The sequence below is a fragment of the Mycolicibacterium vinylchloridicum genome (genome assembly GCF_013404075.1).
In the GTDB taxonomy this organism is placed as follows: domain Bacteria; phylum Actinomycetota; class Actinomycetes; order Mycobacteriales; family Mycobacteriaceae; genus Mycobacterium; species Mycobacterium vinylchloridicum.
This window is the reverse complement of record NZ_JACBJQ010000027.1, coordinates 34314-55917: the sequence shown is the minus strand read 5'-3', so window position 1 is coordinate 55917 and position 21604 is coordinate 34314. Positions and strand designations below refer to the sequence as shown.

The following is a 21604-nucleotide window of genomic DNA, read 5'->3' as shown; positions in this document are numbered from 1 at the left end:
GCAGCCCGCGGCCCACGCGGTGGCCGCCTGACGGTGGTGAGCCAGAATATGCAGGTGCGGAAGCTGCTGATCACCCTGGGAGCCACGGTGCTTGCAGTGCTGGTCGGGGCGGTCGGGGCCGATTTCGGGGCGACGATCTATGCCGAATACCGGCTGGCCCGCACGGTCCGGACCGCAGCTGGGCTGTCGTTCGACCCGTCGGTCGCGATCCTGGGCTTTCCCTTCATCCGCCAGGCCATGCAGCACCACTTCGACGAGATCGAGATCAAGGCCAACGGAGTGCGACACCCGGTGGTCGGCAAGGCCTCGCTCGAGGCCACCCTGCACGATGTCGACCTCACCCAGGCATCGTGGCTGATCAGGCCGGATGCGGATCTGCCGGTCGGCAAGCTGGAGAGCCGCATCATCATCGACTCCGGCCACCTCGGCCGGTTCATGGGGATCAAGGACCTGATGGTGGAGGCGCCGTCGAAGGAGACCAACGACGCGACCGGCGGCACCACCGAGTCGGGCATCTCCGGCAACAAGGGGCTGGTGTTCACCGGGACGCCGAAGAAGGCCGACTTCGACAAGCCGGTCAGCGTCGCGGTCGACCTCTCGATCGCCGGGGACGACCAGGCGACGCTGGTGTTCACCGCAACGGATGTGCAGACCGGGCCCGGCACGGCTGACCAGGCGGTGCCCGACGAGCGGAAGCCGGCCGTGCTGGCGGCGTTCAGCGGCAGCCTGCCAGGCCAGAAGCTGCCGTTCGGGGTACGTCCCACCACTGAGGGTGCTCGCGGATCGGACATCATCATCGAGGGCATCACCGAGGGAGTAACGCTGCGCCTCGACGGGTTCAAACAGTCATGACTCCCACGGTCACCGCGATTATCGCCGTCGTCGCCGCGCTCGGTGTCGCCGCAGTCGCCGGCGTGCTGCACAACCGGCGTTCGGGCATCGTGCGCGAAGCCGAATCGGTCGACGTCGACGTCAGCGAGCTGGGACTTTCCCGGACCGGGCCGACGATCGTGCACTTCAGCGCAGTGTGGTGCGGACCCTGCGCAGGAGTTCGCCGAGTGGTCAACCAGGTCTGCGACGACATGCGTGACGTCGCTCACGTAGAGATCGATATGGATGCCAATCCGGCTGCCGCGCGCAAGCTTTCGGTCATGTCGCTACCGACTACGTTCATCTTCGACGCGCAGGGCCGGCAGCGATACCGCACGGCTGGGGTTCCCAAGGCCGCTGACCTGCGCTCGGCCGTCGAACCTCTGTTGGCCTGAGACCCCGGTCATTGGGTACCATGTCTGGCGTGTCGGCCCGCCTCGAGCTCTCGCTCACCAAGCGTCGCGCAGTTGATCTGTGCCGCGTCGCGGGTTGTTGCTGTTGTTGCTGTAGCTGCTGAGTAGCCGCGCCTTCCGTTCGCGCCGCCACTCTGGAGCGGCCGTTTGCGGCTTGCCTCCGTCCAGCCCGATGAACAACAGGAGTAGATCGATGTCGACCAGCACCAACACCACCAGACCCGCCCAGGTGGACGTCCGCGGCCCGCGCTTCGGGGCGTGGGTCACCACCGTCGTCCTGATCGCGGTGTTGGGGATCTCGGGGTTCAGCACCGTCGCCGCGGCCGCGCTACTCGCGCTGCAGGCCGTCGTATTCACGATCGGTGCGCTGCGCGGGCCGCGTCAGCACCCGTACGGGCTGATCTTCGCCAATCTGGTGGCGCCGCGGCTGGGCCCGGTCACCGAGCGGGAACCGGTACCGCCGTTGAAGTTCGCCCAATTGGTGGGATTGGTGTTCGCCGTCGTCGGCGTCGCCGGCTTCGCATTCGGCGCGCCCCTGCTCGGCATGATCGCGACCTCCTTCGCGCTGTTCGCCACGTTCCTCAACGCAGCCTTCGGCATCTGCCTCGGCTGCCAGCTCTACCCACTCGTAGCCCGGCTGCGCCCGGCTCCGGCCACCCCTTGAGACTTCAAGACCCGCAACCGAAAGGAACCACTTCATGGCACGCTCCGACGTCCTGGTCTCCACCGACTGGGCCGAGAGCAATCTCGACGCGCCGAACACCGTCTTTGTCGAGGTCGATGAGGACACCTCGGCCTACGAAGACGGCCACATCGCCGGCGCCGTCAGACTGGACTGGAAGACCGAGCTGCAGGACCAGGTCAAGCGTGACTTCGTCGACCAGCAGCAGTTCTCGAAGCTGTTGTCCGACAAGGGAATCAGCAACGACGACACGGTGATCCTGTACGGCGGCAACAACAACTGGTTCGCCGCCTACGCGTACTGGTACTTCAAGCTGTACGGCCACGAGAACGTCAAGCTGCTCGACGGCGGCCGCAAGAAGTGGGAACTCGACGGACGCCCCCTGGTGACGGATGTCGCGCCGCGCCCAGCCACTACGTATACAGCCGCGGCGCCCGACAACAGCATTCGTGCGTTCCGCGACGAGGTGATCGCCGCGATCGGCGCCAAGAACCTCGTCGACGTCCGCTCCCCCGACGAGTTCTCCGGCAAGATCCTGGCGCCGGCCCACCTGCCGCAGGAGCAGAGCCAGCGCCCGGGGCATATCCCCGGCGCCATCAACGTTCCGTGGAGCAAGGCTGCCAACGAAGACGGCACCTTCAAGTCCGATGAGGATTTGGCCACGCTCTACGCGGCGGCAGGCCTGGACGGCGAGAAGGAGACCATCGCCTACTGCCGCATCGGTGAGCGCTCGTCGCACACCTGGTTTGTGCTGCAGGAACTGTTGGGGCACAAGAACGTCAAGAACTACGACGGTAGTTGGACCGAATACGGCTCCCTGGTGGGAGCCCCGATCGAGTTGGGAAGTTGATCATGTGCTCTGCACCTAAACAAGGACAGACCCTGCCTGCCGGTGTCGACCTGGAGAAGGAAACCGTGATCACCGGTCGCGTCGTCGACGACTCGGGTCAGACGGTGGCAGGCGCGTTCGTGCGCCTGCTGGATTCCAGTGACGAGTTCACTGCCGAGGTGGTTGCCTCGGCCACCGGTGACTTCCGGTTCTTCGCCGCGCCGGGCACCTGGACCGTGCGTGCACTGTCCAAGGTCGGCAACGGCGACGCCACCGTGGCGCCGGTCGGCGCAGGCATCCACGAGGTCGACATCAAAGTTGCGTAGTCTCCCAGCGGCTCGGGCGGTGCGCCCGCCCGTGCCCCGGATAGACTGACGATCGTGGTTCTTTTCTACGAGATCCTCCTGGTCGCAACGGTCGTGTTGATCACCTGGTTCGCGTTGTACGCGCTCTACCGACTGATCACCGACGAGTCGTGAGTTCCGAGGACATCCCCCGTAGCGGTGATCGCGCCGTAGCCGCTGCCGCTGAGCGCGCCAAGGAGACGGCCGGTCGGAACATCCCCGTTTTCGACGACCTGCCGTTGCCCGCCGACACCGCGAATCTGCGCCTGGGTGCCAATCTGCACGACGCACTGCTGGCCTTGCTGCCGCTGGTCGGTGTGTGGCGTGGCGAGGGTGAAGGCCGCGGGCCGCACGGCGACTACCGCTTCGGACAGCAGATCATCGTCTCGCACGACGGCGGGGATTATCTGAACTGGGACGCCCGGTCCTGGCGTCTCGACGAGGGCGGCGATTATCACTCCCCTGGGCTGCGGGAGACCGGCTTCTGGCGGTTCGTCACCGACCCCGCCGACGCGGGCGAGTCTCAGGCCATCGAACTGCTGCTGGCGCATTCCGCCGGCTACGTCGAGCTGTTCTACGGCCAGCCGCTCACGCAGTCGTCGTGGGAGCTGGTGACCGACGCACTGGCCCGCAGCAAGTCCGGTGTGCTGGTCGGCGGGGCCAAGCGGCTCTACGGGATCGTCGAGGGCGGAGACCTTGCCTACGTCGAGGAGCGGGTCGACGCCGACGGCGGTTTGGTTCCCCACCTGTCCGCGCGGCTGACGCGACACGTCGGCTGATGCGCAGCGGCGCATTCGGGGTCGCTGCGGCGGCCACCGCGATCCTGGCGGGCTGCGCACCGGCCCCCTCCCCCTCGCAACCCACGGTGATCAGTCCGGCACCGAGCACCGCCGGCGCAACGCCGAGCACCACCCCCAATGCGGCCCCGGCCGAGCATGGATCGCTGGCGCAATGCCTACACCAGCACGGCGTGCCCGATTCGGCAGGCCCGGCCGTGCTGGGCCCGCCGGCGGGCGTAGACCCCGGCGTGTGGGAGCAGGCCAGAAGGGCGTGCAGCCCGCTGGAGCCGGGGCCCGCGAGCTAGCCCCGGTGAACCCCGCAAGAACAGCGGGGTCACTCCTGCCGGGGTTCGTCAATAACCTTTCGGCAAAACCGGATTCGATGATCAGGGTGGCTCACAGCTACCCCACAGCCGGGTGCTAATCCACACCTACGCGGCGTGCATACCGTCGGGTTTCGCTTTCGAGAAGGAGACGACGATGATTCTGCGACCGCTGCATGCCGGGGCGATGATCGCCCTGGGGGCTGCTGTGATCGGTACGGTGGTGGCCTGCTCACCGTCGAGTGAGGCCGCGCCGGGCAGTCCGGGCGGACCCGATGATCCCTTCGTCGCCTGCATGACTGAAAACGGTGTCCCCGCACCGACTCAGGGGCCGCCGCCGCAAGGTGGTCCGAGCGGTCAGCCGGGCGGCCCGCCGCCGCAGGGCGGTCCGGGTGGGCAAGGGCAGGGCGGTCAGCCGCCGGCGCCGCCCGGTGTCGATCAATCCGTGTGGGACAGGGGCCTGCAGGCGTGCGCGTCATTGGCGCCCGCGCCACCGCAGCACTGAGGCCGCACAAAGGTCTGCAGAAATGGGCGGCCCCCGAGCCGTTCACCTGGTTGGACAAACCAGAGCTCGGGGGCCGGGTAGCTGCCGGGAATTCGCCAGCGCGCGCAGGGCGCAGGTGAATCCACCGCACCTGGTGCTGCTAGCTGGCAGCCACCTCACATGTCCTAGAAGCTATCAATTTCGCGGACCACCTCCTTCCCTGTGTAGGGCCGACCGTACTCGCGCCACACCGGGTGTGCCAACAGATTTTCGCTTTTCAGCGATCGCAGACAATCGCGGCGTCAACCAGCGCGGTCACCTCGGCCGCCAGCCTGTTGGGCCGCAAGGGATGTCCATCGAGGGTGTGCACCCTGGCCCCGAGAGTGATGCTGGACACCAGCCAAACCCCTTGGGCATCAAGTAGATCCGATGGCTTCAGCGCGCGGTAGTCGCAGTCGTAGCCCTTGTCCCTGGCGACCTGGAACAGCGCCTGCTGAGTCGTTCCCCGCAGGATCGGATACCACGGCGGCGGGGTGAGAAAGCATGTCCCGCCGGAACCGTCGTCGGTGGCGATCACCACCGTCGACCGCGGTCCCTCGAGTAGATATCCGTCGGAGCTGACGAAGATCACGTCACCGGCGCCCTTTTCGGCGGCGTACCGCAGCGCGGCCATGTTCACCGCGTAGGACAGCGTCTTGGCGCCGGCCACCAGCCAGGGCATGGAGTCGACCCCGGTGGCGGGTAGCCCGCGGTCGAGTAGCAGCGCGGCGATCCCGTCCCGCCGGGTCGCGCCAACCCGCGCCGGCAGCGGATTGACCGTCAGATAGGCCGTCGGCGCGGTGCCGTGCTCACGGCCGCGGCTGTAGACCAGCCGCAGGGCGGCCTCCTCGGCGGACGTCCACTGCCCGACCGCGATACCGATGGCCCGCCGCCAGGCGGCCAGGTCCGGCTCGGGCAGGTCCATCATCCTGGCCGACTGAACCAGCCGATAGAGGTGTTCTTCCACCAGGCAGGCACGGCCGTCGCGGACCAGCAGCGTCTCGAAAACGCCGTCACCGCGCACGGCGGCCAGGTCGTCGGCGAACAGCAGCGGCTGGGCCGGATCGCACACCTCGCCGTCGAGCGTGACGAGCACCGACAGGCTGCTCGGCATATCAGGCATGGGGTCACAGCGTACTGGCAGCCCCGTAGAGTTGATGTGTGTCAGCCGTCCCCGCCCCTGACAACTCTCCCGATGCCGGCGCGATCTGGCACTACGGCGATCCGTTCGGCGAACAGCGCTCTGCCGCACATGACGCCGTCGTGGTGGATCGGTCCAACCGCGCCGTCCTCGCGCTGACCGGAGCCGACCGGCGCAGCTGGCTGCACTCGATCTCGAGCCAGCACGTCATCGAGCTGCCCGACGGCACGTCGACGGAGAATCTGAGCCTCGACGGGCAGGGCCGTGTCGAGGATCACTGGGTGCAGACCGAGCTGGACGGTGTCACCTACCTCGACACCGAGGGCTCACGGGGCGAGCCGCTACTGGCCTATCTGCGCAAGATGGTGTTCTGGTCCGACGTCGCCCCCGCGGCCGCCGACCTCGCGGTGCTCTCGCTGCTCGGTCCGCGCCTGGCCGACCCCGCTGTTCTGGCGGTCCTCGGCCTGGCCGAACTGCCCGCCGAGTCGGCGGCCGTCCCACTCAGCAGCGGTGGTTTCGTGCGCCGGATGCCCGCCGAACCCGGCCAGATCGAACTCGACCTCCTGGTGCCGCGGGCCGACACCGCCGACTGGATGGCCCGCTTGGAAGCCGCCGGGGTCCGCCGCGCGGGAGTATGGGCGTACGAGGCCCACCGGGTCGCCGCCCAACGCCCCCGGCTGGGCGTGGACACCGACGAACGGACCATCCCGCATGAAGCGGGCTGGATCGGCGGACCAGGGCAGGGGGCTGTGCACCTCGACAAGGGCTGCTATCGCGGTCAGGAGACCGTGGCCCGCGTCCACAACCTGGGAAAGCCACCCCGGATGCTGGTCCTCGTGCACCTCGACGGGTCCGGCGACCGCCCGGCCACCGGCGACCCGCTACTGGCCGGTGGGCGTGTCGTGGGCCGGCTGGGCACGGTCGTCGATCACGTCGACCTCGGTCCGATCGCGCTGGCTCTGGTGAAGCGGGGCATTCCGGCCGATACCGCCCTGACCACGGGCGGCGAGCACGAGGTGGCCGCCGAGATCGACGCCGACTCGCTGCCGCCGACCGATGCGGTGGGCGCCGGGCGGCTGGCGGTGGAGCGCCTGCGCCGCGGCGTGCTGTGACGTTGCCCATCGGCCGAACGGGCCTGCCAGCACATCGCAGTCGGGCACGGTAAGGTGTTGGCAGGACAATAACCAATACACAGATCGGAGCCGCCTGCATCCCGGGCCGCTCCGTTATTGCGCGAGGGGGTTCCCCCATGGGCCGCGGCCGGGCTAAGGCAAAGCAGACCAAGGTTGCTCGGGAGCTGAAATACAGCTCTCCGCAGATCGATGTCGATCGGCTCCGTAAGGAGCTGGCAGGCTCGGGCGGGAGCGAACCCGAAAAGTCAGAGAACGGGTTGGTCGACGACTCGTGGGCCGACGAGGACGACTGGCGGCCCTGAGCCGCCTCCGGTCCGTTAGAACCGCGGGTGTAGCCCCACGAGCTTGGCTCGTGGGCCGTCCTTCCCTTTGGTGACGGTTCCCAGCGTCCAGCAGTTCAGGTGGCGTGCAGTCAAAATCGCCAGTGCGCGGTCGGTGTCCTCCGGCGCGACGACGGCGACCATGCCGACGCCCATGTTGAACGTCTTTTCCATCTCGGCGCGGTCGATCCTGCCGCGCTGCTGGATCATCGCGAAAACCGGTGCGGGAGTCCAGGTTCCGCGGTCCAGTTCGGCGACCAGGCCGTGCGGGACGACGCGTTCCAGGTTGCCGGCCAGCCCGCCGCCGGTGACGTGGCAGAAGGTACGGACCTGCGTCTCGGCGGCCAGCGCCAGACAGTCCTTGGCGTAGATACGGGTGGGCTCGAGAAGTTCCTCACCGAGGGTGCGGCCGAACTCCTCGACGTGACCGGCCAGGTTCATCCGGTCGATGTCCAGCAGCACCTTGCGGGCCAGCGAGTATCCGTTGGAGTGCAGGCCCGATGATCCCATCGCGATGATCACGTCACCGGGGCGTACCCGCTCGGGCCCGAGCACGTCGTCGGCCTCGACGACACCCACTCCGGTGGCCGAGATGTCGTAGTGGTCAGGTTCCATCAGCCCCGGATGCTCAGCGGTCTCGCCACCCAGCAACGCACAACCGGCCGCCACGCAGCCCTCGGCGATACCGGCGACGATGGCCGCGACGCGGTCCGGGACGGTCCGCCCGACGGCGATGTAGTCCTGCAGGAACAGCGGCTCGGCACCGCACACCACGAGGTCGTCGACGACCATGGCGACCAGGTCCAGGCCGACCGTGTCGTGTTTGTCCATCGCCTGGGCCACGGCCAGCTTGGTCCCGACACCGTCGGTCGACGCCGCCAGCAGCGGCTCCCGATAGCCGCCACGCAGTGCGAACAGCCCGGCGAACCCGCCAAGCCCGCCACGCACCTCGGGCCTGGTGGCCCGCTTCGCCAGCGGCTTGAACAGCTCGACCGCGCGGTCACCGGCCTCGATGTCCACCCCGGCCGATGCGTAGGAAATGTGGTTGTCTTCCTCGCGATCCGTCATCGCGCATAAGGCTACCGGTCCCCGACTCCGCCCGATACGGGCCGTCGTCAGCCGACGTTACGAGCCAGCCACTCGCGCAGCGGCGCCCCGGCCCGCAGGGTGGTGACGACCCGGTCCTTGGCCGCGCGCGTGCCGAGCCAGGCACCGACAGGAAAGGTCTTCATCATCGCGATGCCCTTGTGGCGGAGCAGCTCGATGCGCGGATGGTCCTTCGGATATCCCCTCGGCGCGGTCTTGAGCACCTCGTGGGCCATCGTGTCGTAGCCGCCGTCGTGCAGCGTCGCGACGATCCCGGCGAGCTCGGCACCGGCCTTCTTGTCGTCGACGGCTTCGCGGTAGCGGGTCAGCGCTGCCGCGTCGGGCATGTACAGACCGCTGCCCACCGAGAGCCCGTCGGCCGAGAACGACACGTACCCGGACCCGATCCGCGCCGCGCAGTTGGTTTTGTACGGGACTTTGTCGGCACTGAACCGCACATCGCGGTAGGGCCGAAACAGCGTGCCCGCGCCGAACTCGTCGGCCAGTTCGGCCAGCAGTTCCTCCATGGGTGCCTTCACCTTGCGGTCGTAGACCGCCCGGTGTTCGGTCCAGTACACCTTGGAGTTGTCGGCCTCGAGGCCCTCGTAGAACTCGACCGCTTCGATGGGCCATCCGTGAAACGCCATCCGAACATTGTGTGACACCCTGTTCATCCATGAGGCCGTTGCAGTGGTTGCCAGGGGTGCTGCCCGTCGTCGTCGCCGTGGCCGTGCTGGCCCCCGGTTCCGCCGCGGCCACGCCGAGCGCCGGCATCGAAGCGACCACCATGGTCCAGTCCACGCTCAACGGCAAGGACTTCGTCACCCGTGAACTCACCATCGCCCCGGGCGGCACCACGGGGTGGCATTACCACCCCGGACAGGTGTTCGGGGTGATCAAACAGGGCACCTTGACCCACTACGACGGCGACTGCTCGGTGGACGGTGTGTACAACGCAGGCGACTCCATCAGCGAGGGCAGCGGCACGGGCTACGTGCACGAGGGCCGCAACGAAGGCCCCGTCCCGGTGGTCATGTGGGTGCTCTACATCAAGCCGGAGGGCAGCCCGCTGGCCGTGGACATGCCCAATCCTGGTTGCCCGTTCGAATAACTGGCAATCCTTGCGGTCATCGGATCCGTACGGTGGATTCGTCGGACGGAGGACCTATGTCGGCGCAGCGAACTCGATGCTTGGTGACCGGTGCCACCGGCTACATCGGGGGCCGGCTGGTCCCACGACTTCTGGACGACGGGTTCGCCGTGCGTGCGCTGGCCCGCACCCCCGAGAAGCTCGCGGGCGTGCCGTGGCGGGACAGCATCGAGGTCGTCCGCGGCGATCTGAGCGACGCCGCCTCGCTCACCGAGGCTTTCACCGATGTCGACGTCGTCTACTACCTGGTGCATTCGATGGGCACCTCCTCCGATTTCGCCGCCGAAGAACGTCGTGCCGCTCACAACGTCGCCGCCGCCGCCCGCCGCACCGGCGTCCGGCGCATCGTCTATCTCAGCGGTCTGCACCCCGAAGGGACGGAATTATCAACACATCTCGCGTCACGCACCGCCGTCGGTGACATCCTCATCGGCTCCGGCGTCGAAACCGTCGTGCTCCAGGCCGGTGTCGTGGTGGGTTCGGGTTCGGCATCCTTCGAGATGATCCGTCACCTCACCAACCGGCTGCCGGTGATGACGACGCCGAAGTGGGTGCACAACAAGATTCAGCCGATCGCGATCGGCGACATGCTGCACTACCTGGCGGCGGCCGCCACCGCCACGGTGCCGACCTCGCGCGCGTGGGACGTCGGTGGCCCCGACATCCTCGAGTACGGCGACATGATGCAGATCTACGCCGAAGTCGCCGGGCTGGCCCGGCGGCGCATCTTGGTCCTGCCGGTGCTGACCCCGCGGATCGCCTCGTTGTGGGTGGGTCTGGTGACGCCCATCCCGTCCGGGCTGGCCCGGCCGCTCGTCGAATCCCTGCACTGCAATGCCGTGATGGCCAACCACGACGTCGACACGATCATCGACCGGCCGGCCGCGGGGCTGACGCCGTATCGGCTGGCGGTCTCGGAGGCATTGGCCCGCGCCGAACGCGAGCCAAGCTGGGACACCGACGTTGCCGCGCAGCTGCCGAGCGATCCGCCGTGGGCCGGGCCCTCACGACCGCTGAATCGCCGGACCGCTAAGGGCGACTGAGCGCGGAGACGTTGTCGTTGTCGGCGGCCACCGGCTGGATCGGGAGGCCGGTGCGGGCGGCGGTGGCGAGCATGTGCTCGACGACGTTCTTGCCCAGTGCCGTCTCGCCCGGAAGCTCGATCGGATAGTTGCCGTCAAAACAGGCGCAGCACAACCGGGTTGGCGGCTGTTCGGTGGCCGCGATCATGCCTTGCTGGGAGATGTAGCTCAGCGAGTCGGCGCCGATCGCGTGCCGCACCGCTTCGAGCATCTCGCCCTCGTTGTCGACCGCGTTGGCGATGAGCTCGGCCGGGGTGGCGAAGTCGATGCCGTAGAAGCACGGCCACTTCACCGGCGGTGACGCGATGCGCACGTGCACCTCGACGGCGCCCGCTTCCCGCAGCATCCGGATCAGGGCCCGCTGGGTGTTGCCGCGGACGATCGAGTCGTCGACGACGATGAGCCGCTTACCGCGGATCACCTCCTTGAGCGGGTTGAGCTTGAGCCGGATACCCAGTTGCCGGATCGTCTGCGACGGCTGGATGAACGTGCGCCCGACGTAAGCGTTCTTCATCAGGCCCTGGCCGAACGGGATACCGGATTCCTGCGCGTAGCCGACAGCGGCGGGTGTGCCGGACTCCGGCACACCGATCACCAGGTCGGCCTCGACCGGCTTCTCCTTGGCCAGCCGGCGGCCGATGTCGACGCGGGTGGCATGCACCGAGCGGCCGACCAGCGTGCTGTCCGGCCGGGCCAGGTAGACGTATTCGAAGATGCAGCCCTTGGGAGTCGGGTTGGCGAACCGGGTGGAACGGACGCCGTCGGCGTCGATGGCCAGTAGCTCACCGGGTTCGATGTCACGGACGAAGGAGGCGCCGACGATGTCGAGGGCGGCGGTTTCGGAGGCCACCACCCAGCCGCGGTCGAGCCGGCCCAGTGACAGCGGGCGGACCCCGAACGGATCGCGGGCGGCGTAGAGCGTGGTCTCGTCCATGAAGGTCAGGCAGAACGCGCCGCGGACGCTGGGCAGCAGCTCGAGGGCGGCCTGCTCGATGCTGGAGTCCGCTGCGCCGTGTGCCAGCAGTGCCCCGAGGATGTCGGAGTCGGTGGTCGCCGCACCCGGCATGTGCGGGTTGATCAGGCCGGCATCGCGGGCCCGCGTCGTCAAGTCGGTGGTGTTGACCAGATTTCCGTTGTGGCCCAACGCGACTCCGGTGCCCGCCGCGGTGTTACGGAAGACCGGCTGAGCGTTCTCCCAGGTGGTGGAGCCGGTCGTCGAGTAGCGGCAGTGGCCGATGGCGACGTGGCCCTCCATCGCGGCCAGCGTCTGCTCGTCGAATACCTGGCTGACCAGACCGAGATCCTTGAAGACCAGCACCTGAGATCCGTCGGCGACGGCGATACCGGCCGCCTCCTGGCCTCTGTGTTGCAGCGCATAGAGGCCGTAATAAGTGAGTTTCGCTACATCTTCGCCCGGTGCCCAGACTCCGAAGACGCCGCATTCTTCCGCAGGTGGGTTTTCCAGTTCTTCGGTCACGATATGGGCTGCTCCCTGGCGCAGGTCGGTGACGTAAGCCAGTTTACGGCCATCGGCAGGAAACGCGGAATTGAACGCCGAGTGTCGCGCCGACTACTCCCCGAGTGTCACGATCGGCAGCCACCCCGCGACCTCGCCGGCCCGCGACCCGGACAGCCGCAGCGACCCGTGATTGGCCGCCTCGTCGACGTCGAGCAGGCCTGTCACCAGCCGAAGCCACGTTCTGGGGTCCGTCTCGACGACGTTCGGCGGTGTGCCGCGGGTATGCCGGGGACCGGAGATGCATTGCACCGCAACAAAAGGCGGGACGCGGACCTCCACACTGGCCCCTGGGGCCAGAGTGGCCAGAGTGCGTGCTGTGAGCCGCACGGCCGACGCGATCGCGGCGCGGTCAGGGGCGGGCGTGGTCCCGTCCCGCAGCCAGGGCGCCACAGCGCGCACGGCGGCCACCGTCGCTTCGGGGTCGGCGTTCTGGCGGGCGGGCATGGCGTCAAGTATGCGTCCTTGACGTCAACCGAACTTGAGGTCCTACCGTGAGGCTCATGTCATTTCCAGGGCCTTTCAAGCGCTACGAAATCGATTACCTGAACTCGGCGGACCTCGGCAGGCTCGCCACCATCTCACCGGATGGCACACTGCAGAACAGCCCCGTCGGCTTCAGCTACAACGAGGCGCTCGGCACGATCGACGTGGTCGGCTACAACATGGCCAAGAGCCGCAAGTTCCGCAATCTCGCCACCAACAACACGGTCGCGTTCGTCGTCGACGACATCGCCTCACGCAACCCGTGGCGGGTGCGCTGCCTGGAAATCCGCGGCACCGCCGAACAGGCCGAGGCACCCGACGGCGCGGGCCTGATCCGGATCACCCCCAAGCGGATCATCAGTTTCGGCATCGACGACACCGACACCGAGCCGCACGACCTGGTGCCCTACAGCCGGGATGTCCCGACGACGGCCGACTAACGCTGGACGAGAAGTGCGGCCACCGCCCCGGCCTCGTTGATCGCCAGGTGTGCCAGCACCGGGGCCACCATGCTGCCCGACCGCTCGGCAAGCCAGCCGAACACCCACCCGGCCAATCCCGTCACCAGTACGGTGCCGACGACCGGCTCGGCGGTGACCTTGGCATCGTGAATGTGCGAAAGGCCGAAGGCCGCCGCCTGCAGCAACCGGCCGCCCCCTGGCCCGAAGGCGGCGTCCGCGACGGTGCCCAGCGCCGCACGGAATGCCATCTCCTCAGACCACACGGTGCCGACCGGAATCTCGAAGGCAAGCCATTGCCACGCGTTCGCCGGAAGGTCGCGGTCGATCATCGCCGCCCGCACGCGGGGAATGGCCGTGGTCGCCGCGACAGCGGCCGCCACCGCAGCCGCGGCCGCCCCACCCAACCGCAGTCCCGACCACAGCGTGGGAGGCCGCAACCCCAGCGGCGCCCGCATTGCGACCGCCAACGCGGTGCCCAGTACTCCTTGCACCACGGGATGACGCCGGCCCGGCACCTCGAGGCCGGCGGTGAAGCTGTACCCGACCAATCCAGCTGCCAGGGCCGAGGCCCGATAGATGTTGCGATTCACTGGAATTCGGGACCGCCGGCGGCGATGAGCTGCTCGAGCGCCCGGCGGATCCGTTCGGTGTCCGCCGGGGTCCAGCCGTCGGGGGCCGCGACCGCGACCCAGCCGTCGAGCTGGCGGTCCCCGTAGTTGTGGCCGTGCCCGACGGGCGAGGCCTGTGCACTGGTGACGTTGCCGGCCATATCGGCGCTGACTTGCCAGAACGTGATGATCGGATACCAGCGCATGGCCGGGCTGCGGTCGAAGCCCGGCGGCTCCTTCAACCAGTCCGGACGGTCGAAGAGCAGATCGGGCGTCCACCACACCACCGGATCCGACGGGTGCTGCAGGTACAGCACCCGGGTGCCCTTCCACGGCGGGGACGCCGCGACGCCGGCGATCTCGGCGGGGCCGGCCGCCTGGGCGAATCGGACGGTGCGCCCGGCGTCGTAGGACGGCTGAACCTCCGGGGTGCCCGGGTCGCGCCGGACGGTCAGGGCCTTCCACAGGGTGCTGGCATTGGGCGGTCCCACCCACAACACCGAGGAGAACCCCAGGTCGGCGACGTCGGGCAGATAACCGAACGCGCCCTGGCCGGCCATCGACCCCAGGCTCTCGCCGTAGAGCATCAGCTTGGGCCGGCTCGCCTCGGGCCACTGCAACCACCGCTGGTGAATCGAGTCGATCATCGCCCGGCCCGCCTCGACCGACTTCTCCCGGTCGGCCATGAACGAAATCCAGCTGGGCAGGTACGAGTACTGCATCGCCACCAGCGCGGTGTCGCCGTTGTACATCGACTCGATCGACCGGGCTGCCACCGGGTCGACCCAGCCGGTACCGGTGGTGGGGATGATGACCAGCACCTTGCGCTCAAAAGCCTTGGTGCGCTGCAGTTCCGAAAGCAGAACCGCCAGCCGGCCCTCGGTGGTGTCGGCGGTTTCCAGGCCGGCATAGATCCGGATCGGTTCCTTGGCAGGTCGCCCGTTGAGCTCGGTGAGCTCGGCGGCGTGCGGGCCGGTGGCGACAAAGTTGCGGCCTTGAAACCCCAGGGTATCCCAGTCCGCATACGACTCAGCGCTGCCCGATCTTTCGGGCTGCACGGGTTGAGAGATCCCGGGGCGGGTGGTGTCGTTCACGGGCTGGAACATCGCGCTGGCACCGGCGATGAAGCCGCGGTAGAGCACGCCGTTGACCAGCGTGATGACCAGCACCACGACGATCGCGGTGCCGATGAACATCGCGACCTCGTCGTTGATGTTCCACCGCCGGATCATCACGCGGGCCAGGAATTTGATGGCGTCCTTGATGACCCGCGCCAGGCCGACCAGCAGGCCACCGACGATCAGCGCGACGAGCAGGGTGCGCGAATAGACGGCGGTCGACAGCGCCTCGATCCCCATGACCGCCGCGATCTGACGTTGCCAGGCCGCGGCGGGCACCAGGATCAGCACGCTCGCGGTGATCGAGAGCGCGACGGTCAGGGCCTTGAGGCCGAAGAGAACTCCTGCGCGCGGTGGCCACCACGGCCGGTGGTCGAGGAACAGCCGGCGCACCACCTTGCCGACCAAAACCCCTATGCCATAACCGATTGCAGCGTTGATCCCGCCGATCACGCCTGCCAGCACCCAGTCGCGCGGCATCAGCGACGGTGTCAGCGACAGGCAGAAGAACAGCGCGCCGAACGCCACACCGACGAAATCCAGCCGGACCAGACTCCACGCCCACTCGACGAACGATTCGCGGCGACGTCGTGGCGCTGGCGGGGCTTGCGCCTCGCCGGTGACGTCGTCGACCGCGCTGGTCATCCGAAAAGCCCGGGCAGCACTTTCTCCGAGGTGGTGCGCAGCTCTTCCAGCGTCACCGTGAACAAGCCTTGGACCTCAACGGAATCCGATCCCGGGTCGGACACCCCGATGCGGGTCGCAGGCAGAGCGCGGGCTTCACACATCGCCACGAAGCGGCTTTCCTCGGTGCGCGGCACGGCGACCAGAACCCGGCCCGCCGATTCGGAGAAGAGCGTCACGAAAGGATCAGCGCCTTCGGGAATCACTATGCGGCAACCAGTTTCACCGGCAAGGGCCGCTTCCACGACCGCCTGGATCAGGCCACCTTCGCTCAGGTCGTGCGCGGCCGATGCCAGCCCGTCGCGGGACGCGGCCACCAAAACCTCGCCGATCAGCTTCTCGCGAGCGAGGTCCACCTTCGGCGGCACACCCCCGAGGTGGTCGGCGGTGACCTGCGCCCAGATCGAGCCGTCGAACTCGTCGTAGGTGTCACCGAGCAGGAACAGGGTCTCCCCCGGCTCGTTGCCCAGCCCGGTGGGCAGCCGCCTGCTCACATCGTCGATGACGCCGAGCACACCCACCACCGGAGTGGGGAGAATAGCTGTGGAACCGGTCTGGTTGTAGAAGCTCACGTTACCGCCGGTGACCGGAATGCCAAGGGCCGCACAGCCATCAGCCAACCCGCGGACGGCCTGGGAGAACTGCCACATCACGCCGGGATCCTCCGGCGAGCCGAAGTTCAGGCAGTTGGTCACCGCGATCGGGGTCGCGCCGGTGACCGCGACATTGCGGTAGGCCTCGGCCAGCGCCAGCTGCGCTCCGGTGTACGGATCGAGCTGGGTGTAACGCCCCGAGGCATCGGTGGACACCGCGATCCCCCGGCCGGTGGCCTCGTCGATGCGCAGCACGCCGCCGTCGGCATGCTCGGCCAGCACCGTGTTGCCGCGCACGTAGCGGTCGTACTGCTCGGTGATGAACGCCCGGCTGCACAGGTGCGGACTGCCAACCAGCGCAAGCAAAGTCGCGCGCAGTTCGTCACCCGTCGCCGGCCGCGGCAGTGAGGCCGAGGTGTCGGCGATCAGTGCGTCCTGCGAGTCCGGGCGCGCCAGCGGACGCTGGTAGACGGGGCCCTCGTGGGCGACCGTGCGCGGCGGCACGTCGACGACGGTCTCGCCGTGCCAGGTGATCCGCAGCCGGTCGCCGTCGGTGACCTCGCCGATCACCGTCGCCAGCACGTCCCACTTGCGACAGACCGCCATGAACTTCTCGACGTTGTCCGGGGAGACCACCGCGCACATGCGTTCCTGCGACTCGCTGGACAGGATCTCGGCCGGGGTCATGTTGGCCGCCCGTTGCGGCACCTTGTCCAGCTCGATGGCCATTCCGCCGTCGCCAGCAGATGCCAATTCGGAAGTGGCGCAGGACAATCCGGCACCGCCGAGGTCCTGGATACCGATCACCAGCCCGGCGGCGTACAGCTCGAGGCAGCACTCGATGAGCACCTTCTCCATGAACGGGTCACCGACCTGCACGCTGGGCAGCTTCTTGCGGCCGGGCCCGGAGCCCTCGTCGCCGCCGAACGTGTCCGAGGCCAGCACCGATACGCCGCCGATACCATCCAGTCCGGTGCGCGCACCGAACAGGATGATCTTGTTGCCGGTCCCCGAGGCGAACGCCAGGTGCAGGTCTTCCTTGCGCAACACCCCCACACACAGCGCGTTGACCAGGGGGTTGCCCGCATACGACGGGTCGAAGATGGTCTCGCCGCCGATGTTGGGCAGGCCAAGAGAGTTGCCGTAGCCGCCGATACCGCGGACCACGCCGTCGAGCACGCGGCGGGTATCGGGGGCGTCGGCCGCACCGAAGCGCAACTGGTCCATGACCGCCACCGGCCGTGCGCCCATCGCCATGATGTCGCGCACGATGCCGCCCACACCGGTGGCCGCACCCTGGTAGGGCTCGACGTAGGACGGGTGGTTGTGCGACTCCACCTTGAACGTCACCGCCCAGCCGTCGCCGATATCGACCACGCCCGCGTTCTCGCCGATACCGGCCAGCATCGACTTGCGCATCTCGTCGGTGGTGGTCTCGCCGAAGTAGCGCAGGTGCACCTTGGAGGACTTGTAGGAGCAGTGCTCGCTCCACATCACCGAGTACATCGCCAGCTCGGCGTCGGTGGGCCTGCGGCCGAGAATGTCCCGGATCCGCTGATACTCGTCGTCTTTGAGGCCGAGTTCGCGGTACGGCTGCGGGTGCTCGGGGGTGGTCGTCGCGTGGTCGACAGTGTCGACAGCTCCAGTGAGCCCAGATGTCACGAGGACAGTCTAGTGGCGCAGCTCCGCGGTTCGGCGCCGTCGCGCGCGCGACCGCGCGAACACGTGCGCGACCGCCGAGGCGGACAGGCCGTGGACGACCACGCTGCTCAGCACCACCAGCACCATGATCAACAGCACCTGCTTCTCGATACCGCCTTCGAGCACGTTGAATGCCAGCAGACCGAACACGATCGAGGTCGTGCCCCTGGGGCCCAGCCACCCGACCAGGAGCCGCTCCCGCCAGTCCAGGTCGGATCCGAGCAGCGCGAACAACACCGGGATGAGGCGGACGACGGTCACGGCGACGATCGTGTAACCGACGATGCCCCAGGTGACGCCGCCCGACATCAGGGCGATGACGCCGATTCCGGCCACCGTGAACCACATGAACGCGGTGAGCAGCACGGCCACGTCGTCGATCAGTTCCAGTTCGCGGTGTTTATCCTGCGTCTCACGCACGTAGTTCAGGGCCATCCCGGCCAGGAATGCCGACACGAAGCCGTTGCCGCCGAGGCCGACGCTCAGCGAGTAGGACAGCAGCGGTGCGGCCACGTAGATGATCCGTTTGGACTGCTCGGTCATCAGGTTCCGGTGTTCGGCGGCGTTGGCCAGCCTGCCGAGCAGCGCGCCGACCAGGGGGCCGACGATCAAAGCGATGCCAACCTCGGGGATCGCCTCGGTGAACGCGTGCATCGGCGGCTCGTGTTCTTCCGGCCCGGCCGCCAGGGCGAGCGCGAAGACGAGCACGGGCGCGACGATGCCGTCCTTATAGCCCGCCTCGACGTTGAGCAGTTCGCGCACCCGCTCGGGAATCCGTGCATCGCGCAGGATCCGGGATGCGGGTGCGAAGTCGGTGGGCACCACGATGCAGGCGAGGACGAGCAGCACCGGCCAGGTCATGCCGGGCAGCAACAGCCACCCCAGCACGAATGCCAGCCCGATGCTGAGCGGCAACGCGATGCCGAGCAGCCGCAGCGCCGAGCGGGGGTCCCGGCCCAGCAGCCCGCCGCGCACGTCGGTGGCGTCGACGAACACCAGCACGGCCAGGATCAGCTCCGCAAGATGCTGAGCCACCTGGGAATTCAGCGTGTCGGCCACGGCATGGTAGGTGCCGTACTCGATGCCGGCCCCGACCACCACCAGCAGGATCGGGGCGGTGATCCGGCCCCGCTGCATCGGCCGGGCGAGTAGCGACCAGATCGTCAGCACCACCGAGAGTGCGATCAGCGACTGCACCACAGCTAGGCATCATTCCAGCACGGCTGAATCTGTGCGCGGCACACGGCGTGTCGGCGGTGTCGCGCAGCGATCAGGGTCCCTCTCGGGCCGCGTCGATCAGCGCGCGGATGGCCCACCGCCGGATGTCTTCGGCGCGACTCTCGTTCAACTGCAGCACATCCTTGAACGCCACCATCGACTCGGTTCCGATCATCACCGCGAGTGCGTTCGTCAACGACTCCAGGGCATTGGGCTGGAACTGCTCACGAGCTGGCGCCAGCGCCTCCTCGATCAACGCTGTGCGGCGGTTCTGGCGAATCGGGTACTCGATCCCCGCCTCGTGGTTAACGCCGCGCTGCAGTGACTGTGCCAGCATCATCCGAAGCGCCTGCTCGTTGGCGGCCATCATCTCGTGCAGCGCCGCGTCGACGCGGTTCACCCGCTCGACCGGATCGTCCGATGCTCCCCGGAAAATGTCCGTGGCGTCGGGCATTGCCCCCTCCAGTGGCGCCTCGACGAGGAGCATCTCCACATTCGGGAAGTAGCGATATGCCGTGGCCCTCGACACCCGTGCCTCCTCAGCCACTTCCTCGATCGAGAGCTTGCACCCTTGCTTGAGCAGCCGGGAAGCGGCTTCCAACAAGTCTTTTCGGGTACGCGACCGTTGGTTGTGGCGTCCAGCCGGCGTGGCGGCTACCACGTCAGTCCTGTGGCAGCTGGTCGATGATCGCCGCCAGGTCGATCCAGACGTTCTCGCGCTGGATGTCGCCGGTCTCGGCGAACTGGATGACGTGCAACAACCGGAACTCGAGTGGACGGTCCTTGCCCACCAGACCGAAGGGAGCGCCGGGCGCGCGGCCCCGCCACAGCGATTCGTCGACCAGGAAATCCTCTCCGTAGAGCCTGCGGATGGTCTGGACGCGGCCCTCGGAGAGATCCGAGAACAGCCCTTCGTAGAACGGTCGGGCACCGTCACGCCCGCGGGTGGGCCCCAGCGGGGAGCCGACGATGTCGTGCTCGGCATCCGGCGCGAGCGTGGCGAGGACGCCGTCGATGTCGTCGCGGGCCTCGAAATCGAAGTGCTCATCGATTTTCTGGTCCATCTCGGCGCGGCTGAGTGCCATGGCGGTTCCTCGGGGTCGGTGGTGGCCAATGCGCAAACCATAATGAGACTGATGTCTCATGTCAAGACTGGTATCTCATTGCTCGCCGTCCGCCACCCGGCGACAGAAATGCCTCTCACGCAGCCATGTCCCCGCCTATCGGGGTCTGACGGTGACCAACGCCCCCTTGGCCGGCGCAATGGCCACGCCGCGCGACATCTGCGATTCGCTGCGCGCGCCCGATGGGCTGATCGCGTAATCACGCAGCAGGGTCCGCAAGACCACCCTCATCTCCATGTTCGCGAACGCGGCCCCGATGCAGCGGCGGATGCCGCCGCCGTAGGGAATCCATTGCGCCGGATCCGGGGACCGGGACAGGAACCGGTCAGGATCGAATCGGCCTGCGTCGGAGAAGACGGCTTCGTCGGCGTGCAGGAGCCCGATGCTGGCCACGATCGTCAGCCCCTGCGGAATCGTCCAGGGGCCCAGCGTCAATGCGGGCGCAGTGACTTGCCGAAACGTCACGTCGATGACGGGACGGGTGCGCTGGACCTCGAGGATGGTGGCGTTCAGTAGCGCATCGGATCCGGTGTCGAGGTCGTCCACCAGGCGCGCCAGCAGCACCGGGTGACGCGACAGGCGCTCGACCGCCCACGCCAGCGTGGTGGCCGTGGTCTCGTGGCCGGCGGCGAGCAGGGTGATCAGCTCGTCGGCGATCTCGGCGCGGCTCATCGGTGAGCCGTCTTCGTAACGGCTGCCCAGCATCAGCGCCAACACGTCGTCCCGGGTTTCCAGATCGGGGTCGGCCAGCGCCTTGTCGATCAGCCGGTCGATGATCTCGTCGTACTCACGGCGGTAGATACCGAAGCGGCCCCAGGGACTCCATCGTCCCCAATCCCATTGCGGCACAGGAATGAGCGAGAGTTTGGATCCGAGTTGGATGGCCGGTGGCAGCATTTCGCGCAGGCGGTCGAACTCCGCGCCGTCGGCCCCGAACACCGCGCGCAGGATGACGTTCAGCGTGATGCGCATCATCGAGGGCAACGCGGCGAATCTGCGCTCCCGGGGCCAGGTGTCGAACTCGGCGGAGGCTTCGCGCTCCACGATGGCTTCGTACGCTCCCAGCCGCCGCCCGTTGAACGGGGGTGTCAGCAGCTTGCGGTGCGCGCGATGACGCGACCCCGCCAGCGCAAACATCGAATTGGGGCCCATGACCCGGCCGAGGTTGGCGTCGGTGGTGTCGGCGACGTCAGCGCCGGCCGTGAACAGCGCCCGGATCTGGCCGGGGTCGCTGAGCACCACGACCCGTCCGAAGATGGGCAGGTTGAGGGTGAAGGCCGGACCATAGCGCCGCCGCACGATGTGCAGGGCGGTCCGACGATCCGCCACCGCGATCGCGGCCTGCAGGGCACGCGGGATCGGCGGGGCGGGCGGCAGCGAGATCGTCGGCACCGGCGGATGATAGGCGGCGCCGACGTTT

25 protein-coding genes and 1 pseudogene are annotated in these 21604 nt (G+C 68.0%); 14 read left to right on the top strand and 12 right to left on the bottom strand.

The window, feature by feature from the left end:
- The first annotated feature begins 48 nt into the window (after window positions 1-48).
- From lmeA to HPC46_RS21415, 9 genes are all read left to right on the top strand, one after another.
- Entirely contained in the window at window positions 49-852 is an 804-nt protein-coding gene (lmeA, locus tag HPC46_RS21455; protein ID WP_179473643.1) for a mannan chain length control protein LmeA, read from the top strand.
- Window positions 849-1265: a TlpA family protein disulfide reductase gene (locus HPC46_RS21450; RefSeq protein ID WP_179473641.1), complete on the top strand. Its 417-nt coding sequence runs from the start codon at window positions 849-851 to the stop codon at window positions 1263-1265. Before lmeA ends, HPC46_RS21450 begins: the two co-directional genes overlap by 4 nt.
- 20 nt (window positions 1266-1285) lie before the next feature.
- On the top strand, window positions 1286-1387 hold the full coding sequence (locus HPC46_RS35975) for an Ms5788A family Cys-rich leader peptide (protein ID WP_353619844.1): 102 nt from the start codon (window positions 1286-1288) through the stop codon (window positions 1385-1387).
- An 89-nt stretch (window positions 1388-1476) separates the two neighbouring features.
- A complete protein-coding gene (locus tag HPC46_RS21440; RefSeq protein ID WP_179473636.1) occupies window positions 1477-1947 on the top strand; it encodes a DUF4395 domain-containing protein in 471 nt (156 codons plus the stop codon).
- Between the two features lie 34 nt (window positions 1948-1981).
- Window positions 1982-2815: a sulfurtransferase gene (locus tag HPC46_RS21435; protein WP_179473634.1), complete on the top strand. Its 834-nt coding sequence runs from the start codon at window positions 1982-1984 to the stop codon at window positions 2813-2815.
- A 2-nt stretch (window positions 2816-2817) separates the two neighbouring features.
- Window positions 2818-3120: a DUF1416 domain-containing protein gene (locus HPC46_RS21430; RefSeq protein WP_005139213.1), complete on the top strand. Its 303-nt coding sequence runs from the start codon at window positions 2818-2820 to the stop codon at window positions 3118-3120.
- A gap of 149 nt (window positions 3121-3269) precedes the next feature.
- Window positions 3270-3917, top strand: coding sequence for a heme-binding beta-barrel domain-containing protein (locus HPC46_RS21425; protein WP_179473632.1), 648 nt, complete (start codon window positions 3270-3272; stop codon window positions 3915-3917).
- Complete coding sequence (locus HPC46_RS21420; RefSeq protein ID WP_179473630.1) at window positions 3917-4222, top strand: hypothetical protein; 306 nt, start codon at window positions 3917-3919, stop codon at window positions 4220-4222. Before HPC46_RS21425 ends, HPC46_RS21420 begins: the two co-directional genes overlap by 1 nt.
- Window positions 4223-4397: 175 nt before the next feature.
- Entirely contained in the window at window positions 4398-4745 is a 348-nt protein-coding gene (locus HPC46_RS21415; RefSeq protein ID WP_179473628.1) for a hypothetical protein, read from the top strand.
- A gap of 256 nt (window positions 4746-5001) precedes the next feature.
- Here the strand turns inward: HPC46_RS21415 and HPC46_RS21410 are convergent, their stop codons facing one another.
- The gene (locus HPC46_RS21410) at window positions 5002-5886 is read right to left on the bottom strand and encodes an aminodeoxychorismate lyase (RefSeq protein WP_179473626.1); all 885 of its coding nucleotides are present in this window, start codon (window positions 5884-5886) and stop codon (window positions 5002-5004) included.
- A 38-nt stretch (window positions 5887-5924) separates the two neighbouring features.
- Between HPC46_RS21410 and ygfZ the strand changes: the two genes are divergently transcribed.
- Window positions 5925-7016, top strand: a complete 1092-nt coding sequence (ygfZ, locus tag HPC46_RS21405) for a CAF17-like 4Fe-4S cluster assembly/insertion protein YgfZ (RefSeq protein WP_179473624.1) — start codon at window positions 5925-5927, stop codon at window positions 7014-7016.
- 137 nt (window positions 7017-7153) lie between these two features.
- On the top strand, window positions 7154-7339 hold the full coding sequence (locus HPC46_RS21400; protein WP_179473621.1) for a DUF3073 domain-containing protein: 186 nt from the start codon (window positions 7154-7156) through the stop codon (window positions 7337-7339).
- Window positions 7340-7354: 15 nt separating this feature from the next.
- Here the strand turns inward: HPC46_RS21400 and purM are convergent, their stop codons facing one another.
- Window positions 7355-8425: a phosphoribosylformylglycinamidine cyclo-ligase gene (gene purM / locus HPC46_RS21395; protein ID WP_179473619.1), complete on the bottom strand. Its 1071-nt coding sequence runs from the start codon at window positions 8423-8425 to the stop codon at window positions 7355-7357.
- 47 nt (window positions 8426-8472) lie between these two features.
- Window positions 8473-9090 (bottom strand): DUF2461 domain-containing protein, encoded by a 618-nt coding sequence (locus HPC46_RS21390; protein ID WP_218894482.1) that lies wholly within the window; start codon window positions 9088-9090, stop codon window positions 8473-8475.
- Between the two features lie 29 nt (window positions 9091-9119).
- On the opposite strand from HPC46_RS21390, the gene HPC46_RS21385 reads away from it, so the two are divergent.
- Together HPC46_RS21385 and HPC46_RS21380 are read left to right on the top strand one after the other, a co-directional pair.
- The gene (locus HPC46_RS21385; RefSeq protein ID WP_179473615.1) at window positions 9120-9554 is read left to right on the top strand and encodes a cupin domain-containing protein; all 435 of its coding nucleotides are present in this window, start codon (window positions 9120-9122) and stop codon (window positions 9552-9554) included.
- A gap of 56 nt (window positions 9555-9610) precedes the next feature.
- Window positions 9611-10594, top strand: a pseudogene (locus tag HPC46_RS21380) (NAD(P)H-binding protein); the annotation flags it as partial.
- A gap of 28 nt (window positions 10595-10622) precedes the next feature.
- On the opposite strand, the gene purF reads toward HPC46_RS21380, so the two are convergent.
- Together purF and HPC46_RS21370 are read right to left on the bottom strand one after the other, a co-directional pair.
- Entirely contained in the window at window positions 10623-12155 is a 1533-nt protein-coding gene (purF, locus tag HPC46_RS21375; RefSeq protein WP_179473698.1) for an amidophosphoribosyltransferase, read from the bottom strand.
- A gap of 90 nt (window positions 12156-12245) precedes the next feature.
- Window positions 12246-12638: a sterol carrier family protein gene (locus HPC46_RS21370; RefSeq protein ID WP_179473611.1), complete on the bottom strand. Its 393-nt coding sequence runs from the start codon at window positions 12636-12638 to the stop codon at window positions 12246-12248.
- Window positions 12639-12694: 56 nt separating this feature from the next.
- On the opposite strand from HPC46_RS21370, the gene HPC46_RS21365 reads away from it, so the two are divergent.
- The gene (locus HPC46_RS21365; protein ID WP_179473609.1) at window positions 12695-13117 is read left to right on the top strand and encodes a PPOX class F420-dependent oxidoreductase; all 423 of its coding nucleotides are present in this window, start codon (window positions 12695-12697) and stop codon (window positions 13115-13117) included.
- Here the strand turns inward: HPC46_RS21365 and HPC46_RS21360 are convergent.
- The 7 genes from HPC46_RS21360 to HPC46_RS21330 form a co-directional block, all read right to left on the bottom strand.
- Complete coding sequence (locus HPC46_RS21360) at window positions 13114-13728, bottom strand: Rv0804 family intramembrane glutamic endopeptidase (RefSeq protein ID WP_179473607.1); 615 nt, start codon at window positions 13726-13728, stop codon at window positions 13114-13116. The two genes, HPC46_RS21365 and HPC46_RS21360, sit on opposite strands and share 4 nt — an antisense overlap.
- The gene (locus tag HPC46_RS21355) at window positions 13725-15509 is read right to left on the bottom strand and encodes an alpha/beta hydrolase (RefSeq protein WP_233716549.1); all 1785 of its coding nucleotides are present in this window, start codon (window positions 15507-15509) and stop codon (window positions 13725-13727) included. The genes HPC46_RS21360 and HPC46_RS21355 overlap by 4 nt, the downstream gene beginning before the upstream one ends.
- Entirely contained in the window at window positions 15506-17803 is a 2298-nt protein-coding gene (gene purL / locus HPC46_RS21350) for a phosphoribosylformylglycinamidine synthase subunit PurL (protein ID WP_179473605.1), read from the bottom strand. The genes HPC46_RS21355 and purL overlap by 4 nt, the downstream gene beginning before the upstream one ends.
- Window positions 17804-17812: 9 nt before the next feature.
- Complete coding sequence (locus HPC46_RS21345; RefSeq protein ID WP_179473603.1) at window positions 17813-19042, bottom strand: cation:proton antiporter; 1230 nt, start codon at window positions 19040-19042, stop codon at window positions 17813-17815.
- A gap of 70 nt (window positions 19043-19112) precedes the next feature.
- On the bottom strand, window positions 19113-19664 hold the full coding sequence (locus HPC46_RS21340; protein WP_218894481.1) for a TetR/AcrR family transcriptional regulator: 552 nt from the start codon (window positions 19662-19664) through the stop codon (window positions 19113-19115).
- Between the two features lie 58 nt (window positions 19665-19722).
- The gene (locus HPC46_RS21335; protein ID WP_179473599.1) at window positions 19723-20145 is read right to left on the bottom strand and encodes a nuclear transport factor 2 family protein; all 423 of its coding nucleotides are present in this window, start codon (window positions 20143-20145) and stop codon (window positions 19723-19725) included.
- 135 nt (window positions 20146-20280) lie between these two features.
- Entirely contained in the window at window positions 20281-21576 is a 1296-nt protein-coding gene (locus tag HPC46_RS21330; RefSeq protein WP_179473597.1) for a cytochrome P450, read from the bottom strand.
- Between the last annotated feature and the right edge of the window lie 28 nt (window positions 21577-21604).